Source organism: Nocardia concava NBRC 100430, assembly GCF_000308815.1.
GTDB classification, from domain to species: domain Bacteria; phylum Actinomycetota; class Actinomycetes; order Mycobacteriales; family Mycobacteriaceae; genus Nocardia; species Nocardia concava.
In genome coordinates this window covers 18,894-32,317 of the sequence record NZ_BAFX01000132.1, presented here as the reverse complement: position 1 = coordinate 32,317, position 13,424 = coordinate 18,894, and the positions used below count along the sequence as shown (strand labels likewise).

The 13,424-nt window shown below is 68.5% G+C and carries 17 protein-coding genes and 1 pseudogene; 9 read left to right on the top strand and 9 right to left on the bottom strand.

The window, feature by feature from the left end; translation table 11 throughout:
- Window positions 1–47: 47 nt before the first annotated feature.
- Both ON43_RS30645 and ON43_RS30640 read right to left on the bottom strand, forming a co-directional pair.
- Entirely contained in the window at window positions 48–407 is a 360-nt protein-coding gene (locus ON43_RS30645) for an iron chaperone (protein WP_040813150.1), read from the bottom strand.
- A 72-nt stretch (window positions 408–479) separates the two neighbouring features.
- Complete coding sequence (locus ON43_RS30640) at window positions 480–1,379, bottom strand: TIGR03619 family F420-dependent LLM class oxidoreductase (RefSeq protein ID WP_040813149.1); 900 nt, start codon at window positions 1,377–1,379, stop codon at window positions 480–482.
- A gap of 63 nt (window positions 1,380–1,442) precedes the next feature.
- Here ON43_RS30640 and ON43_RS30635 point away from each other — a divergent pair, with 63 nt between their 5' ends.
- Window positions 1,443–2,000 carry a sugar O-acetyltransferase gene (locus tag ON43_RS30635; protein WP_040813180.1) on the top strand — a complete coding sequence of 186 codons (558 nt, stop codon included), beginning with the start codon at window positions 1,443–1,445 and terminating at the stop codon, window positions 1,998–2,000.
- Window positions 2,001–2,185: 185 nt separating this feature from the next.
- Here ON43_RS30635 and ON43_RS30630 read toward each other — a convergent pair whose 3' ends face one another.
- Entirely contained in the window at window positions 2,186–3,022 is an 837-nt protein-coding gene (locus ON43_RS30630; protein ID WP_040813148.1) for an SDR family NAD(P)-dependent oxidoreductase, read from the bottom strand.
- 231 nt (window positions 3,023–3,253) lie between these two features.
- On the opposite strand from ON43_RS30630, the gene ON43_RS30625 reads away from it, so the two are divergent.
- The 4 genes and pseudogenes from ON43_RS30625 to ON43_RS47345 all read left to right on the top strand — a co-directional run bounded on the left by ON43_RS30625 (window position 3,254) and on the right by ON43_RS47345 (window position 7,875).
- Window positions 3,254–5,200, top strand: coding sequence for a CocE/NonD family hydrolase (locus ON43_RS30625; protein WP_157514244.1), 1,947 nt, complete (start codon window positions 3,254–3,256; stop codon window positions 5,198–5,200).
- Window positions 5,201–5,263: 63 nt separating this feature from the next.
- On the top strand, window positions 5,264–6,133 hold the full coding sequence (locus ON43_RS30620; RefSeq protein WP_051179458.1) for an NmrA family NAD(P)-binding protein: 870 nt from the start codon (window positions 5,264–5,266) through the stop codon (window positions 6,131–6,133).
- A gap of 56 nt (window positions 6,134–6,189) precedes the next feature.
- On the top strand, window positions 6,190–6,981 hold the full coding sequence (locus ON43_RS30615; RefSeq protein ID WP_040813147.1) for a helix-turn-helix domain-containing protein: 792 nt from the start codon (window positions 6,190–6,192) through the stop codon (window positions 6,979–6,981).
- Between the two features lie 41 nt (window positions 6,982–7,022).
- A pseudogene (locus ON43_RS47345) lies at window positions 7,023–7,875 on the top strand (fructosamine kinase family protein).
- A 132-nt stretch (window positions 7,876–8,007) separates the two neighbouring features.
- Here the strand turns inward: ON43_RS47345 and ON43_RS30605 are convergent.
- The 3 genes from ON43_RS30605 to ON43_RS30595 are packed head-to-tail and all read right to left on the bottom strand — an operon-like array spanning window position 8,008 to window position 9,177.
- On the bottom strand, window positions 8,008–8,274 hold the full coding sequence (locus ON43_RS30605; RefSeq protein WP_040813146.1) for a DUF4235 domain-containing protein: 267 nt from the start codon (window positions 8,272–8,274) through the stop codon (window positions 8,008–8,010).
- Between the two features lie 4 nt (window positions 8,275–8,278).
- Complete coding sequence (locus tag ON43_RS30600; protein ID WP_040813145.1) at window positions 8,279–8,674, bottom strand: DUF3618 domain-containing protein; 396 nt, start codon at window positions 8,672–8,674, stop codon at window positions 8,279–8,281.
- Window positions 8,671–9,177, bottom strand: a complete 507-nt coding sequence (locus tag ON43_RS30595) for a phage holin family protein (protein ID WP_083913848.1) — start codon at window positions 9,175–9,177, stop codon at window positions 8,671–8,673. Before ON43_RS30595 ends, ON43_RS30600 begins: the two co-directional genes overlap by 4 nt.
- Window positions 9,178–9,300: 123 nt before the next feature.
- Between ON43_RS30595 and ON43_RS30590 the strand changes: the two genes are divergently transcribed.
- Complete coding sequence (locus ON43_RS30590) at window positions 9,301–9,612, top strand: hypothetical protein (protein WP_040813144.1); 312 nt, start codon at window positions 9,301–9,303, stop codon at window positions 9,610–9,612.
- Window positions 9,613–9,828: 216 nt separating this feature from the next.
- On the top strand, window positions 9,829–10,269 hold the full coding sequence (locus tag ON43_RS30585; RefSeq protein ID WP_040813143.1) for a hypothetical protein: 441 nt from the start codon (window positions 9,829–9,831) through the stop codon (window positions 10,267–10,269).
- Window positions 10,270–10,353: 84 nt separating this feature from the next.
- On the opposite strand, the gene ON43_RS30580 is transcribed toward ON43_RS30585, so the two are convergent.
- Complete coding sequence (locus ON43_RS30580) at window positions 10,354–10,698, bottom strand: VOC family protein (protein WP_040813142.1); 345 nt, start codon at window positions 10,696–10,698, stop codon at window positions 10,354–10,356.
- A gap of 128 nt (window positions 10,699–10,826) precedes the next feature.
- Here ON43_RS30580 and gloA2 point away from each other — a divergent pair, with 128 nt between their 5' ends.
- The gene (gloA2, locus tag ON43_RS30575; RefSeq protein ID WP_040813141.1) at window positions 10,827–11,213 is read left to right on the top strand and encodes an SMU1112c/YaeR family gloxylase I-like metalloprotein; all 387 of its coding nucleotides are present in this window, start codon (window positions 10,827–10,829) and stop codon (window positions 11,211–11,213) included.
- 224 nt (window positions 11,214–11,437) lie between these two features.
- Entirely contained in the window at window positions 11,438–11,929 is a 492-nt protein-coding gene (locus ON43_RS30570) for a peptidylprolyl isomerase (RefSeq protein ID WP_040813176.1), read from the top strand.
- 93 nt (window positions 11,930–12,022) lie between these two features.
- On the opposite strand, the gene ON43_RS30565 is transcribed toward ON43_RS30570, so the two are convergent.
- Complete coding sequence (locus ON43_RS30565; protein ID WP_040813140.1) at window positions 12,023–12,517, bottom strand: phosphoribosyltransferase; 495 nt, start codon at window positions 12,515–12,517, stop codon at window positions 12,023–12,025.
- A gap of 108 nt (window positions 12,518–12,625) precedes the next feature.
- Window positions 12,626–13,336 carry a metal-dependent hydrolase gene (locus ON43_RS30560; protein WP_040813139.1) on the bottom strand — a complete coding sequence of 237 codons (711 nt, stop codon included), beginning with the start codon at window positions 13,334–13,336 and terminating at the stop codon, window positions 12,626–12,628.
- Window positions 13,337–13,424 lie beyond the last annotated feature (88 nt).

Below are 13,424 nucleotides of genomic sequence, written 5' to 3'. Positions count from 1 at the left end.
CAACGCGATCGAGTATGCCCGCAAGTAGGGCGATTCGCCCAGCCGGCTCAGTGCCCGGCGCGCTGGGCGGCCAGGCGTGTCGCGATCTCGGCGATGAGTTCGTAGGGGATGGGGTTCTTCAGCGGGAAGTTCAGTGATCCCTTGCCCGCCAGGTAGGGCGCGATGGCCGCCTCGAAGGCGGCGTCACCGGCGGGCACGGGGTACACCGACAGGTGTTTCTTCCAGCCCGCGAAGTACACGACGGCCTTCCCGTTCACCTCGACGGTCGGCATCTTGTAGGCCAGGGTCTCGGTGGAGTCCGGGAGCGCGGTGTGGATGGCCGCGCGCACCCGGTCGAGGGCTTCGCGCATGGGTGCGGGCTGGGCGGCGAGGTATTCGTCGACGGTCGTGGGGTCGGGCTGCGCCATGCGGGTCCACCCTTTCCGGAAGGAATATCCGATCCGTGGGGAATAGCCGATTCGACCGTACCGGGCGGCTGGTCAGCGGCGCAGGCGTTCCAGCAGGGCCGTGGCGGTGTCGAGCATGGCGTCGACGGAGTCGGTGACGTAGAGCAGGTCGATGAAGAAATCGTCGAATCCGGTGTCTGCGGCGACGGATTCGATGGTGTCGGCCACCAGGGCGAGGTCGGTGCCCGCGGCCACGTTGACGCGCAGGATGGTGTCGATGGCCTGCGGGTCGCGGCCCGCGGCGACGGCGGCCTCGTCGATGACCGCGCGCAGTGACAGCAGCTGCTTGCCCCAGCCGGGCGGGCCGGGCACCGGAACCACGGGCAGCCAGCCGTCACCGCGGCGGCCGATACGGGCCAGCCCGGCCGGGCTGAACGCTGCCAGATGGATCGGCGGGCGCGGGCGCTGCACGGTCTCGAGCTCGCTGCGATGCTCGGGCACGGTGACGAAGCGGCCCCGGTAGGCGGCGGGGTCGGTGGTCCAGATGGCTTCCAGCGCATCGAGAGTCTCGTCCAGGCGCGCCCCGCGGTGGGTGAATGGGACGCCGGCGGCCTCGTACTCCTCGGGCGACCAGCCGATCCCGAAACCGGGGATCAGGCGGCCGCCGCTGACCACGTCGATCGTGGTGAGGGCGCGGGCCAGCGGTGCGGGCCGGTGCAGGGGCGCGATGAGCACATTGGTGCCCAGTGTCACCCGCTCGGTCACCGCGGCCGCGATACCCAGCACGAGGAACGGGTCCAGCACGGAATTGAATACGGCGGGAATGGTGTCCTTACCCGCGTATCCGACCTTGGGGTTGGTGGCCGCGATCAGCCGCTCACCCACCCAGAGACTGTCGGCCCCGGCCTGTTCGAGCGTGCTGGCGTAGTGCGCGATGCGCGCGGCCTCGCGTGCGTGCGGACCGTACTGGGGAAGCGAGAACCCGATTTTCACCCTTTCGGTGATACCAGACACGCGAATGTCCGCGGCGCGGTGATCCCCGACAGGATGGGCTGGGTGGGAGAACACAAGGACCGCATGCTCGCCGGCGAGCTCTACCGTGACAACGATCCGGAACTGATCGCCGAACGCCTGCACTGCCAGCGGCTACTCGACCGATTCAACGCCACCCGCGCCGGCGAGGACGCCGTGCGCCGCGGCATTCTCGAGGAGCTGCTCGGCGAGATCGGGGAAGGCTCGTGGATCATGCCGCGCTTCCAATGCGACTACGGCAACCTGATCCGCCTGGGCCGCAACAGCTTCCTCAACTACCACGCCATCGTCATGGACTGTGCCCCGGTCACCATCGGCGACGACGTCTCCATCGGACCCCGCACCCAACTGCTCACCGCCCTGCACCCGATGGAAGACCACGAGCTGCGCCGCGAACGCTGGGAAACCGCCGCGCCCATCACCATCGGCGACAATGTGTGGCTCGGCGGCGGGGTCATCGTGTGCCCCGGCGTCACGATCGGTGCGAACACGGTGGTCGGCGCGGGCGCCGTCGTCACCCGCGACCTCCCCGAAAAGGTCTTCGCCGCAGGCAATCCCGCCCGCGTCATCCGCACCCTCTGACGACCTCCATCCCGGCCAATGTCGGGGCCATGCGGACGGACGACGCAGAGCTCCCGCCGCGCGGAGGGCCTGCCGCATGGGTGGGTGGAGCCGCATCCGTCCGCCGGTCTGCGGCTGCGGCGTCGGACGACTGTCGGTAGTGCTCGGGGCGGACGCGTCGCCGATGGCTGCCCTGTACCGCAGCCCTATTCGGGCAGGCCCGCCAGCTCGGCGCAGAGGCGGTGCAGGCGGGTGGCGGCGGCGTCGTCCTGGGCGGCGGGGGAGGGGGCCTTGACCCGGTTGTGCTGGAAGTAGCAGCCGGTGACGGCGCCGACGTCGGGGTCGGTGGCGAGGTAGGTGAGGGTGTGGGCGGCCTGCTCGGGGGAGATCATGAAGATCTTCTTGAGCACGGACATGGCGGGGCGGGCGAACCAGGGGGCGGCGTCCCAGATGCCGGTGGCGACCACGCCGGGGTGGAAGGCGTTGGCGGTGACGCGGGTTCCGGCCAGGCGCTGGGCCAGGTCGCGGGTGTAGAGGATATTGGCGAGTTTGGCGCGGCCGTAGGCGGTGGCGCCGTTGTAGCCGCGGCGCAGCTGGGGATCGTCGAAGTCGAAGGTGTTGCCGTAGTGCATGACCGAGGAGGTGAACAGGATGCGGGCGGGGGCGCTCTCGCGCAGCAGATCCAATAGCAGTTCGGTGAGCAGGAAACCGGCGAGGTGGTTGACGGCGAAGGTGGCTTCCAGGCCGTCGCCGGTTTCGGTGCGGCGCAGGTGGAATCCGCCCGCGTTGCTGGCCAGCACATCGAGGTGGTCGTAGTCTTTGCGCACCGTCTCGGCCAGGGCGCGCACGGCGTCGAGGGAGGACAGGTCGCATTCCAGGGCGTCGATCTGCGCCCCGGTATCGGCGCGGATCGATTCGGTTGTGGCGGTGAGCTTTTCGGGGTTGCGGCCGACCAGGATGAGATGGTGTCCGTCGGCGGCGAGCTGTCGCGCGGCGGCCAGGCCGATCCCCGATGTGGCCCCCGTGATCAGCATGGTCTTCATGCCAGGCCAGCCTGCCACAGCCCCGCCGCCCTGTCTCGGCACCGCGTCACTTGATCGTGATGCGGATCTCGTGAAAGGCACTGCCGGGCAACGAGAGTGGCGTTTGGTCGGCTGCATGAACCGGATCGGTGAAATCGGGCCGGATGTCAGGTGACAGCACACCGGCGAACCCGTACCGTCTGAGACAGGCGCGCCCGCATGGTGGCGGGCGGCCTCGGCAAAGGAGCCGACATGGCGCACGCGCACAATGTCACACCCGCCCCCGCGCGCCCGGGACTGCCACCCAACGCGCGCTTCGACATCGGGCCCGCCCGCCACCCGAAGGTGCACCTGCGCCGCGGCGTCGGAATCCGGTTGAGCGACGGCACGATTCTCTCCGCCGACATCACCCGCCCCGCCGACCAGCGCGGGCGCCCGGTGACCGAACCCCTGCCCGCCGTCATCACCCTCACCCCGTACAACAAGACGCTGATGACGCGCGCCAACCCGCTCATCGACGCCGTCTCCGCCGTCGGCCCCCTCGTCTACCGCCTCGTCCCGCCCTCCCCGCACGGCCGCGCGGGCGGCCGGGAGATGCTGCGCGCCCTCGGTGGCGGCGCCCTGGAATCGGTGCGCGCCAACCGAACCCTCATCGCCCGCGGCTACGTCCACGTCGCCGTCGACGTGCGCGGCACCGGCACCTCCACCGGCCGCCTGCAACTCCTGTCCGCCCGCGAGCAACGCGACCACCTCGAGGTCCTCGGCTGGGTGCGCCACCAGCCCTGGTGCAACGGCGATCTCGCCATGACCGGCATCTCCTACCTCGCCATCACCGCCCTGCAGACCGCCGGACACCGGCCCGAGGGATTGAAAGCCGTGTTCGCCCTGGTCGGTTCGGAAGACCCCACCCGCGACCTCATCCTCACCGGCGGCGCGCAATCCACCTTCAACATCGCCTGGCTGGCCGCGGTCAACGGCGGCAAATGGCTGCCCTCGGTACCCGGACTGGTGAAATCCGGTGCCGCCGTGCGCTATCTGCGCGACCGGCTGGCCAGCCCGTTCACCCGGTTCACCGATCTCACCGGCGCCCTGCTCGACGACCACCACCGCCAGCACTTCTACGACGCCGACGCCCGCGACCGCCGCCCCGACCTCGAGCAGGTCACCGCCGCCACCTGGATCCACGCCGGCTGGCACGACGTGTTCGCCCGCTCCACACCCGGACTGCATCAACGGCTCCAATTGCCCGCGGGCGCCGCGCAACTCGTGGTCGAGGACAGCTACCACGTCGGCCCCGGCACCGGGTTCGGCACCGAGGATCACCCGCAACGCCTCGACGAGTTGCAGTGCGCGTTCTTCGACCGCTGGGTCAAGGGCATCGACAACGGGATCGACGCCTACGGACCGGTCACCGTGCGCCAGCTCGGCGGCGACTGGGTCAGCCGCACCGACTACCCGCATCCGGCCGCACGCCCGCACCACTGGTACCTGTCGCGCCAGCCCAGCGGCGCCGCACCACACGCCGCCCATGACGGCTCCCTGCACCCGGCGCCCGACCGGTATGCCGCGCGAATCCGGCTGCCCCGCAAGCGGCCCGCCATCACCTCCCAGACCAGCACCTGGATCCTGATGGGCCTGCCCACGCTGCTGGGGCGCGACTGGTCGATCGACGACCGCGCCCACGAGGCCGCCGCGGCCACCTTCACCAGCGACGCCCTCGACCACGACCTGCTGCTGTCGGGACCGATCAACCTGCACCTGCACGCCAGCGCGTCGGGCACCGAGGCGTTCTGGGCCGTCACCGTCTGCGACGTCGCCCCCGACGGCACCTCGACTGTTATCGCCCGCGGCGCCCTGCGTTCGACGCGACGCGCCCTCGACGAGAAGGCCAGCGGATACCGCGACGGTGAACTCCTCACCGCCGAACACTGCCTCAGCGCCGAGGCCGTCCTGCCGGTGAATCCCGGTGTGCCGCATGATCTCGACATCGACATCACCCCCACCGAAGCCGTCCTGCGCACCGGCCACCGCCTGCGCGTCGCCATCGCCCGCACCAGCTGGCCCCGCTACTTCCTCACCCCGGCGGTCACCCGCCACATCCGCGACCAGCACGTCGTCCTCGACCCGCACCAGCCGAGCCGGCTCAGCTTCCTCGCGGTACCCGTGGCCGCGGAGATCGAAAACCTCGACGCCTCATAGCGAGATCCCGCCACCGCGGGCGAACCGCCTGTGCCGCAAGGTCACAACCCGTACCGTTGAGACATGGAGCCGATCCTGGTCACCGGTGCCGCCGGGGGGCGCGACGGATCCTCCGGACGGCACCTCACCGCACAACTACTCGGGCGCGGCATCCCCGTCCGCGCACTCGTCCACACCGACGACGTCCGCGCCACCGTGCTGCGCGCCCTCGGCGCGGACGTCGTCGTCGGCGACATCCGCGATCTCGCCTTCCTGCGCACCGCCCTGTCCGGCGTGCGCTGCGCCTACTTCACCTACCCGGTCATCGACGGACTCCTCGACGCCGCCGGCGCGTTCGCCGTCGCCGCCCGCGAAGCCGAACTCGAACGCGTCGTCGCCGTCTCCCAACTCGCCGCCGGACCCCAGGCACTGACCCCGCGCATGCGCCAGCACTGGGTCGCCGAACAGATCCTCGACTGGGCCGACATCGGCGCGATCCACCTGCGCTCGGCCGTCTTCCACGAAAACCTCGCCCGCATCGCCGACACCGGCGACGGAGCCGCCCTGTCCCTGCCCATGGGCCCGCCCACCACCGAACTGCCCCTGGTCGCCGCCGCCGACGTCGCCCGCGTCGCCGCCGGACTGCTCAGCGATCCCTCCCTCGACGTGGACCCGATCCTGCTGCTCACCGGCGACGTCCTCACCATCGGCGACGCCGCCCGCGCCCTCGGCCGCACCTACCACGACACCGACCCCGACACCTGGCACCGCTGGGCACTCGACTTCTACGGAACCGCCCACGCCGCCGAACATCTGACCAAACTCTGGGAGATCTTCCGAATCCTCGGCGAAGGCACCGGCCTCTACCAGGTCACCCCCACCATCGAGAAATACGGCGGCCACCCGCCCATCACCCTCTCCGACTTCGCCATCCACCGCCCCGCCGCACACTGACTCGATTACCTCCCGGGTAATGGCCTGCGACCCTTACCCATTCGTACGATCGGGAGATGGCGACACAAACGGCGGGCGATCTGCTCCGGCACTGGCGAACCACCCGGCGGCTGAGCCAGCTCGAACTCGCCGGACGCGCCGACACCTCGACCCGCCACCTCAGCTTCATCGAAACCGGCCGCGCCACCCCCAGCCGCCAGATGCTGCTGCACCTGTCCGACGAACTCGACATCCCCCTGCGCGAACGCAACCGCATGCTCCTCGCCGCCGGCTATGCCCCCGTCTACGCCGAACCCGCCCTGGACAACCCGGCCATGCAACCGATCCGCGACACCCTGCGCCAAATCCTCACCGGCCTCGAACCCCACCCCGCCCTGGCCATCGACGCCACCTGGACCATGGTCGACGCCAACGCCGGGGTCGCCCTGTTCCTCACCGGCATCGACCCCGCCCTGCTGCAACCACCCGTCAACTCGCTGCGCCTGACCCTGCACCCCGACGGACTCGCCGGCCGGATCATCAACCTCGCACAATGGCGCGGCCACCTCTTCGAACGTCTGCAACGGCAGATCGAGGTGACCGGCGCACCGGAACTGGTTGCGCTGCTGGAAGAACTGCGCGCCTACCCCGGCGGCGAGGAAGCACCCGGCCTGCCCGAACCCGACCAGGCCGTCGTCCCGTTGCGGCTGCGCCACGACGGGCAGGAACTCTCCTTCGTCAGCGCCACCACCGTCTTCGGCACCCCCATGAACGTCACCGTCGCCGAACTCGCCGTCGAAGCCTTCTTTCCCGCCGACCCCGCCACCGCCGCCCTGCTCCGCGACCTCATCACCGTCAGTCCCGACTAGTCGGTCCGCGCAGGGGTGTTCATCCCGCACAATGAGAACCCATGGACGTGCCCGCGCACCTCGCCCACCTCACCGGCACACCCATCGCCCGCCTCCACCCCCTCGGCCACAGCCACGCCTGGACCCTGCACCGCGCCGAAACCACCGACGGCCGCGAACTATTCGTCAAAGCCCTCCACGACGGCACCCCCTCCACCGCGCTCACCGCCGAAGCCGCGGGCCTGCGCTGGCTCGCAGCAGCACACTCCAGCCTCGTCCCACCGGTCCTCGCCGCCGACCCCACCATGCTCGTCCTGGCTTGGCAGCCAACACAATCGCCCACACCCGAAGCCGCCGAACAACTCGGCCACGACCTCGCCACCCTCCACGCCGCCACCCCCGACACCTACGGCGCACCCTGGAACGGCTACATCGCCACCCTGCCCCTCGACAACACCCCCCCGTACCGGCGACTGGGCACCCTGGTACGCCGAACACCGCCTGGCCCCATACCTTTCGGCAGCCGCCCCCGACCTCGGCCCCGACGGCATCCGCCTGCTCGAACGCGTCATAGCCCGCATCACCGACCTCGCGGGCCCACCCGAACCACCCTCCCGCATCCACGGCGACCTGTGGTCCGGCAACATCCTCTGGTCCCAGGACCGCGCCCTCCTCATCGACCCCGCCGCCCACGGCGGCCACCGCGAAACCGACCTCGCCATGCTCGCCCTCTTCGGCGCACCCCACCTCGACCGCATCCTCGCCGCCTACCAGGAAGCCGCACCGCTGAATCCGGGCTGGCGGCAACGAGTTCCACTGCACCAGCTCCACCCGCTGCTCGTACACGTCGTACTGTTCGGCGCCTCCTACCGAGGCATGCTGCTGGCCGCCGCGGCTGCGGCGCTGGCGAGCTGACCACCGCGGACAGCGACCGCCGACACGCGCCGAAGCGCACCGCTGCGCCAGCACGGTGAAAGTCCCGAACCACCGAAGTTCTCGCACGTGACCGGTATGAGGCACGCTCCTCGGCGCAAAGGGTTCCGCGGGTCAGCCGGGCCAGGCACCGGTCAATCGTCGGGTGGCGACAGCACCGGCACGGTCGACCGCGGCGTGGACTCCGGCGAAGATCGCGCCCTGCACGACAGCGGCCAGCAGCACCTCCTGCCAGCTCCGATCCTCGTCGGTGGCCTCCGGCACGTGCTCGTCGTGGCCGAGCATCCGCCAGGTCTGCCTGAAAACCGCCCCGGCGAGCAGGCCGCTGACCGCACCCAGGACGAGACCGACCGGCTTATAGGCGATCTTGACTGCTCTCACCGGCTCATCCGTTCCGCCGGCGCCGCACCACCCACACCGTGATCACCGCACCCGCCGCACCCGCGAGCACCAGGCCCGGGTGGCGGCGTGCCTGATCGGCGAGCTGAGCTGTCCTGTGCCGCACCGGTTCCGGCGTCTTGGCCTGCACTGTGCGACCGGCCTGCACCGTTCGGTCGCGAGCCTGCGCGGCGGCGTCAGTGGTCTTGTGCCTCAGCTGCTCAGCTTTCGCGACGGCCTGTTGCTTGGCGGCCTCGGCCTTGTCCTGAGCGCGTGCCTTGACGTCGGTTTTGGCCGCGAGCGCCTCGACGGTCTGCGCGAGTTCCTCGCGGCTGTGCTCGACCTGCTCACGCAGCTCGTCGACGGCAGCCGCGGTCTTCTTCTCCGGATCCGACTTATTCATCGGTGTGAGCTCTCCTTGATTTGAGCGATATCGGCTTTGACGGTTTCGATCGTCTGCTCGGGTGTCGGCGGGGTCGCCTGGCCCACCTGCGTACGGCCCACCAGCGCCAGCACCGCGGCAACCACCGCGAGCACCCCGGTGACGATCAGCGCCGACGCCCACACCGGCAACACCAGAGCCAGCGCCGCGATCACCGTGAAAACCAAGGCCTGCAACGTCAGAAACCCGACCACCCCCGCGCCCCCGAGCAGCCCGCCACTGATCCCGTACCGTCTGCCCTTCTCCTTCATCTCCGCCTGAGCCAGCCTCAACTCCCCACGCACCAACTCGGTCAGCTGCTGCGAGGCCCGCTGCACCAACTCACCCGTCGTCTCCCGACCCGAGTCGTGGCCAACCTCCCCGGGACCGATGTGCTGCGATTGCGCACCCGACCTCGTCGGACCAGAAATCGACACAGCACTCACCTCCGCATTCGCTGTCGCTCGACGGTCGCGTCCGGTCATCCCCGAACACCTCTGCCCACCGCCTACCCAAACCCGAGCGTCTGACACCGCGACGGCAAACATGGTTCCGTGCGCACAAGCGACTCGAATTGCTGGAAGATAGCTGTCGGTATTTACTGAGGTATGGACGGATCGGCTCTGGTACCGATACTCGTGCTCATGATCGGCTTCTTCGGGCCGATGACACTGCTGGTGCTGCGCTGGCGCAAGATCAGACGCCACGGCATCGGCGGCGGCGAGTTCAACCACCCACTCTCGACAGCCGGATACGGCGGAGTCCCACCCGGAACCGTCATCCAAGAAGACTTCGGCGGCATCACCACCGTCCAAACCCAAACCACCGGCACAGCCGCTGGCCCCGACATCGAGGGCAGATGGTTGATCGGTGAGAATTCGAAGCCTCGATCAACGACGCGAACGGCCGACGAAGAATGACCGTGCCGCTTCCGCCGGGAATCCTTCGCCGGACCCATACGCCTCGCACCGCGGACCCCGAAATATTGGTACGGCCACCTCGGAATGGCTGCGTTCGTTCTGGCCCTGGTTCTCGGGCTCGGGGCCGGGCTGATCTGGTTGTGGAACCGCACCCGGGGACCAGCCGAAGCCCCAGGGCGACCGCTACGCAAACGCGTATGGGCACTGCTGCGACTCATGTGGATCGTGCTGCTCGGCATCTATGCGATGTACTTCCTGTACGTCGGCGTCACCGGAGTGCATGATCCCGGAGAAGGAGCACAGTCACGGCTCCTGTGGGCCGCGGTATGCCTGTCGTCTGCGCTCGGATTCGCCGCTGCGGCAAGGTGGATTCACCGACGCGGTACACCCGAGGCCCGACCCTGGGGAGAAGGCCTGCGCAACGCACTCAGTTGGGCGCTGACTTGGCTGCTCGCCAACCTGTCGTTCAGCTTCCTGGTGCCCCTCATCATTCCCCGCCACTCTGCCGACCTACCGTGGTATCTCCACCTGGTGGCCAGCTCTACCGGCATCGCATTGGCGCTCGCGGCAGCCGCTGCCGCCATATGGGTCCGGCAAAAGACTCGGACCGTCCGCCTCGCCGGGGCGCCCTCAACGGTCGCGGACCTCAACGGGTAAGCACGCCAACAAGATCAGGGAGCTCTCACTGCGAGTTCTTGTCCGAATTCGCGCGGTGGGAGCTCCCTGATCTTGATGCGGCTGTCAGGACTGGGCGAGGCCGATTACGTTGCCCTGGGGGTCCTTGAGGATCGCGACGAGTTTGCCGCCGCCTACGTCGTGGGCGTCTTCGGTGACCGTGCCGCCTGCCTCGACGAGGGTCTTGACTGCGGTGTTGATGTCGTCGACGGTCCAGAAGACGGTGCCGCCGATCATGCCGCGCTGCTGGCCGTTGGGGACCAGGCCGACCGCGATGCCGTCGGGGGTTTCGAAGTGCACGTAGTAGGGCTGGTCCACGGCCGGCTCGACGCCGAGGAGGGTGGTGAACTGCGCCTTCGCGGCGGCGATATCGGTTACGGGGTAGAGGATCGCGTCGATCTTCTTGGTCATCGGAGGGCTCCTTTTTCATGGTCCGAACTGCGTCGACGCCCACGTTATGGCCGCGGTACCCCGGGTTGCTTCTTGATTCCTGATCGCCTTCACCGAGCCGTGGGAAGGGGTGCGCTAGCGTCGGGGGAGTGCAGCTGCAGCGGATCCACCACGTCGCGATCATCGCTTCGGATTACGAGAAGTCGAAGGCCTTCTATACCGAGATCCTCGGGCTGTGGGTGATCGCCGAGAACTATCGGGCCGAAAGGCGTTCGTACAAGCTGGATCTCGCGCTTCCGGACGGCGGGCAGCTGGAGCTCTTCTCGTTTCCGGACCCACCGGCGCGGCCCTCCCGGCCCGAGGCTGCGGGTTTGCGGCACCTCGCTTTCGTCGTTCCAGATGTGGTGGAGGCCCTGGCCGAGCTGCGGGGTAGGGGAGTGGCGGTAGAAGAAGTGAGGGTGGACGAGTACACGGGGAAGCGGTTCGCCTTCTTCGCCGATCCGGACGATCTGCCACTCGAGCTGTACGAAGCCTGACCCTGGGGACCTGCGCCGGCGACCGGGTCTCCTCGAGCAATATCGAGAATTAGGCAATGGAAATATGCGCATCTACGCATGTAGCTTCGTTTTGAACATATTCCAGCAATCGCCACGCACACGCGACCGCCTGACCACACCCATCACCTCCCAACCACGAAGAGAGGGGCGGCTATTCGATGCCGCCCGGTCGCCGGGTTGGGCGCTCCCATACGATGGGTCGCATGACCAAAGTGCTCCTGAAGACCTCCGCCGGGGACATCACCCTGGAACTGGACGAGGCCAAGGCACCCAAGACCGTCGCCAACTTCGTCGAATACGTGAAGGAAGGCCATTACGCGGACACCGTGTTCCACCGCGTGATCCCGAACTTCATGATCCAGGGTGGCGGCCTGTCCGCGAACATGCAGCAGAAGCCGGCCCCGCGGCAGGTCGAGAACGAGGCGGCCAACGGCCTCAAGAACGACAAGTACACCGTCGCCATGGCGCGTACCTCGGCCCCGCATTCGGCCAGCGCGCAGTTCTTCATCAACACCAGCAACAACGGCTTCCTGAACTACCCGGGCCAGGACGGCTTCGGCTACGCGGTGTTCGGCAAGGTCGTCGACGGCGAGGCCGTCGTGGACGCGATCGAGGGCGTCAAGACCGGCAACAAGGCCGGCCACCAGGACGTGCCGGTCGAGCCGATCACCATCCTCTCCGCCGAGCTGGTCTGAACCTTTTCGCAGCGATAGCAGACGAACGGCCCGCAACCATGTGGTTGCGGGCCGTTGTCGTTGACGAGCATTGTCGTTGGTGCGGAGCGTGATTCAGGCGTCGAGGACGCGGACCTCGCGGTTGACCACGGGCGGCAGCACCGACCAGGGGAAGTTGATCCACTTGTCGGTGCGCTTCCAGACGTATTCGCAGTCCACCTCGGAGTGCGGCTTCTGGTAGATGACCGCGCAGCGCACCTCGGCGACGTGGTTCTCGCAGAAGTCGCGGACCAGTTTGAGGGTCTTGCCGGTGTCGGCGACATCGTCGGCGACGAGGACGGTGGCGCCGGTGAGGTCGACGGCGCTGGGTACCGGCGGGAGCATGACCGGCATGTCGAGACGCTGGTCCACGCCGGTGTAGAACTCGACGTTCATGACGTGGAGGTTCTTGACGTCGAGGGCGTAGCCGAGGGACCCGGCCACGAAGAGGCCGCCGCGGGCGATCGACAGGATGAGGTCGGGTTCGAAGCCGTCATCGGCGATCTCCTGGGCCAGATCCCTGCTGGCGTCACCGAATAGCTCCCAGCTCAGTTCCTCGCGATCGCTCATATTCGACTCCGTTCTGCCCGCTGCGTTGGTCCTCGGATCATACGAGGCGAGCGGCCGGGCCTCGCCGTGCCTGTGGGGTCCGGGGACTCGGTCCCCGGAGATTCCCACTCACGGTTGGTGAGTGAGCGTGTACCAGAGCAGCGCCAGGGTCCCGAGTGCGAAGAGGGGGACCAGCACCATGGTCTCGATCTTGTTGCCGGTGCGGTCGATGATCGGGACGCGGGTGCGGATCTTCAAGGGCCATAACAGGCGGCAGCCGCGGTCGGTGAGACAGTCGCCGATGAGGTGGGCGAGCGCGCCGAGCCCGACGGAGAAGGGAAGCCAGCTGGGTTTGTCGCTGATCCAGTGGTCGATGGCGAAGGTGCCGCACACGGCGAGGATGACGACGGTGCCCCAGGATTTGATGCCGTCACCGGTGGGCGCCAGGCCGAGCGCCTTGACGGCGAGGGCGAGCAGGAAGAACACCAGCGCGAGCGTGAAATTCCGGCCGAGCAGGTGCTCTCCAGCCCAGGTGCCATAGGTGACGGCCGCGACGAAGGCGAAGGAGTGGGTGCCGTGGCGGTGCCCGCCGGAGATCCACGAGATGAACTTGCACGCGTAGTGCGAGATCGGCCCCAGCACATGGGAAATGGTGCCGGAGGGGTGATCGGCGTCGGGCAGCAGCGCGGCGCCCGCGGTGAGGAAGGTGCCCATCACCAGATCAACCGAGCCGATGGCCCCGGATTGCACTGCGGGATAAGTCAAGACGGTGAACGGCAGCGCCGCTGCCGCCGCCGACCAGGCGAGCGCGCCGCTGGTCGCATGTGAATGTCCTAGCACCGCTTGAAGGTTAGCGGATCTGACTGACAGTAATTTCAGGTCGAGTAGCGGGCTGAGCTGTGCTGGTGGGCAGTCGATTCCGGTGATC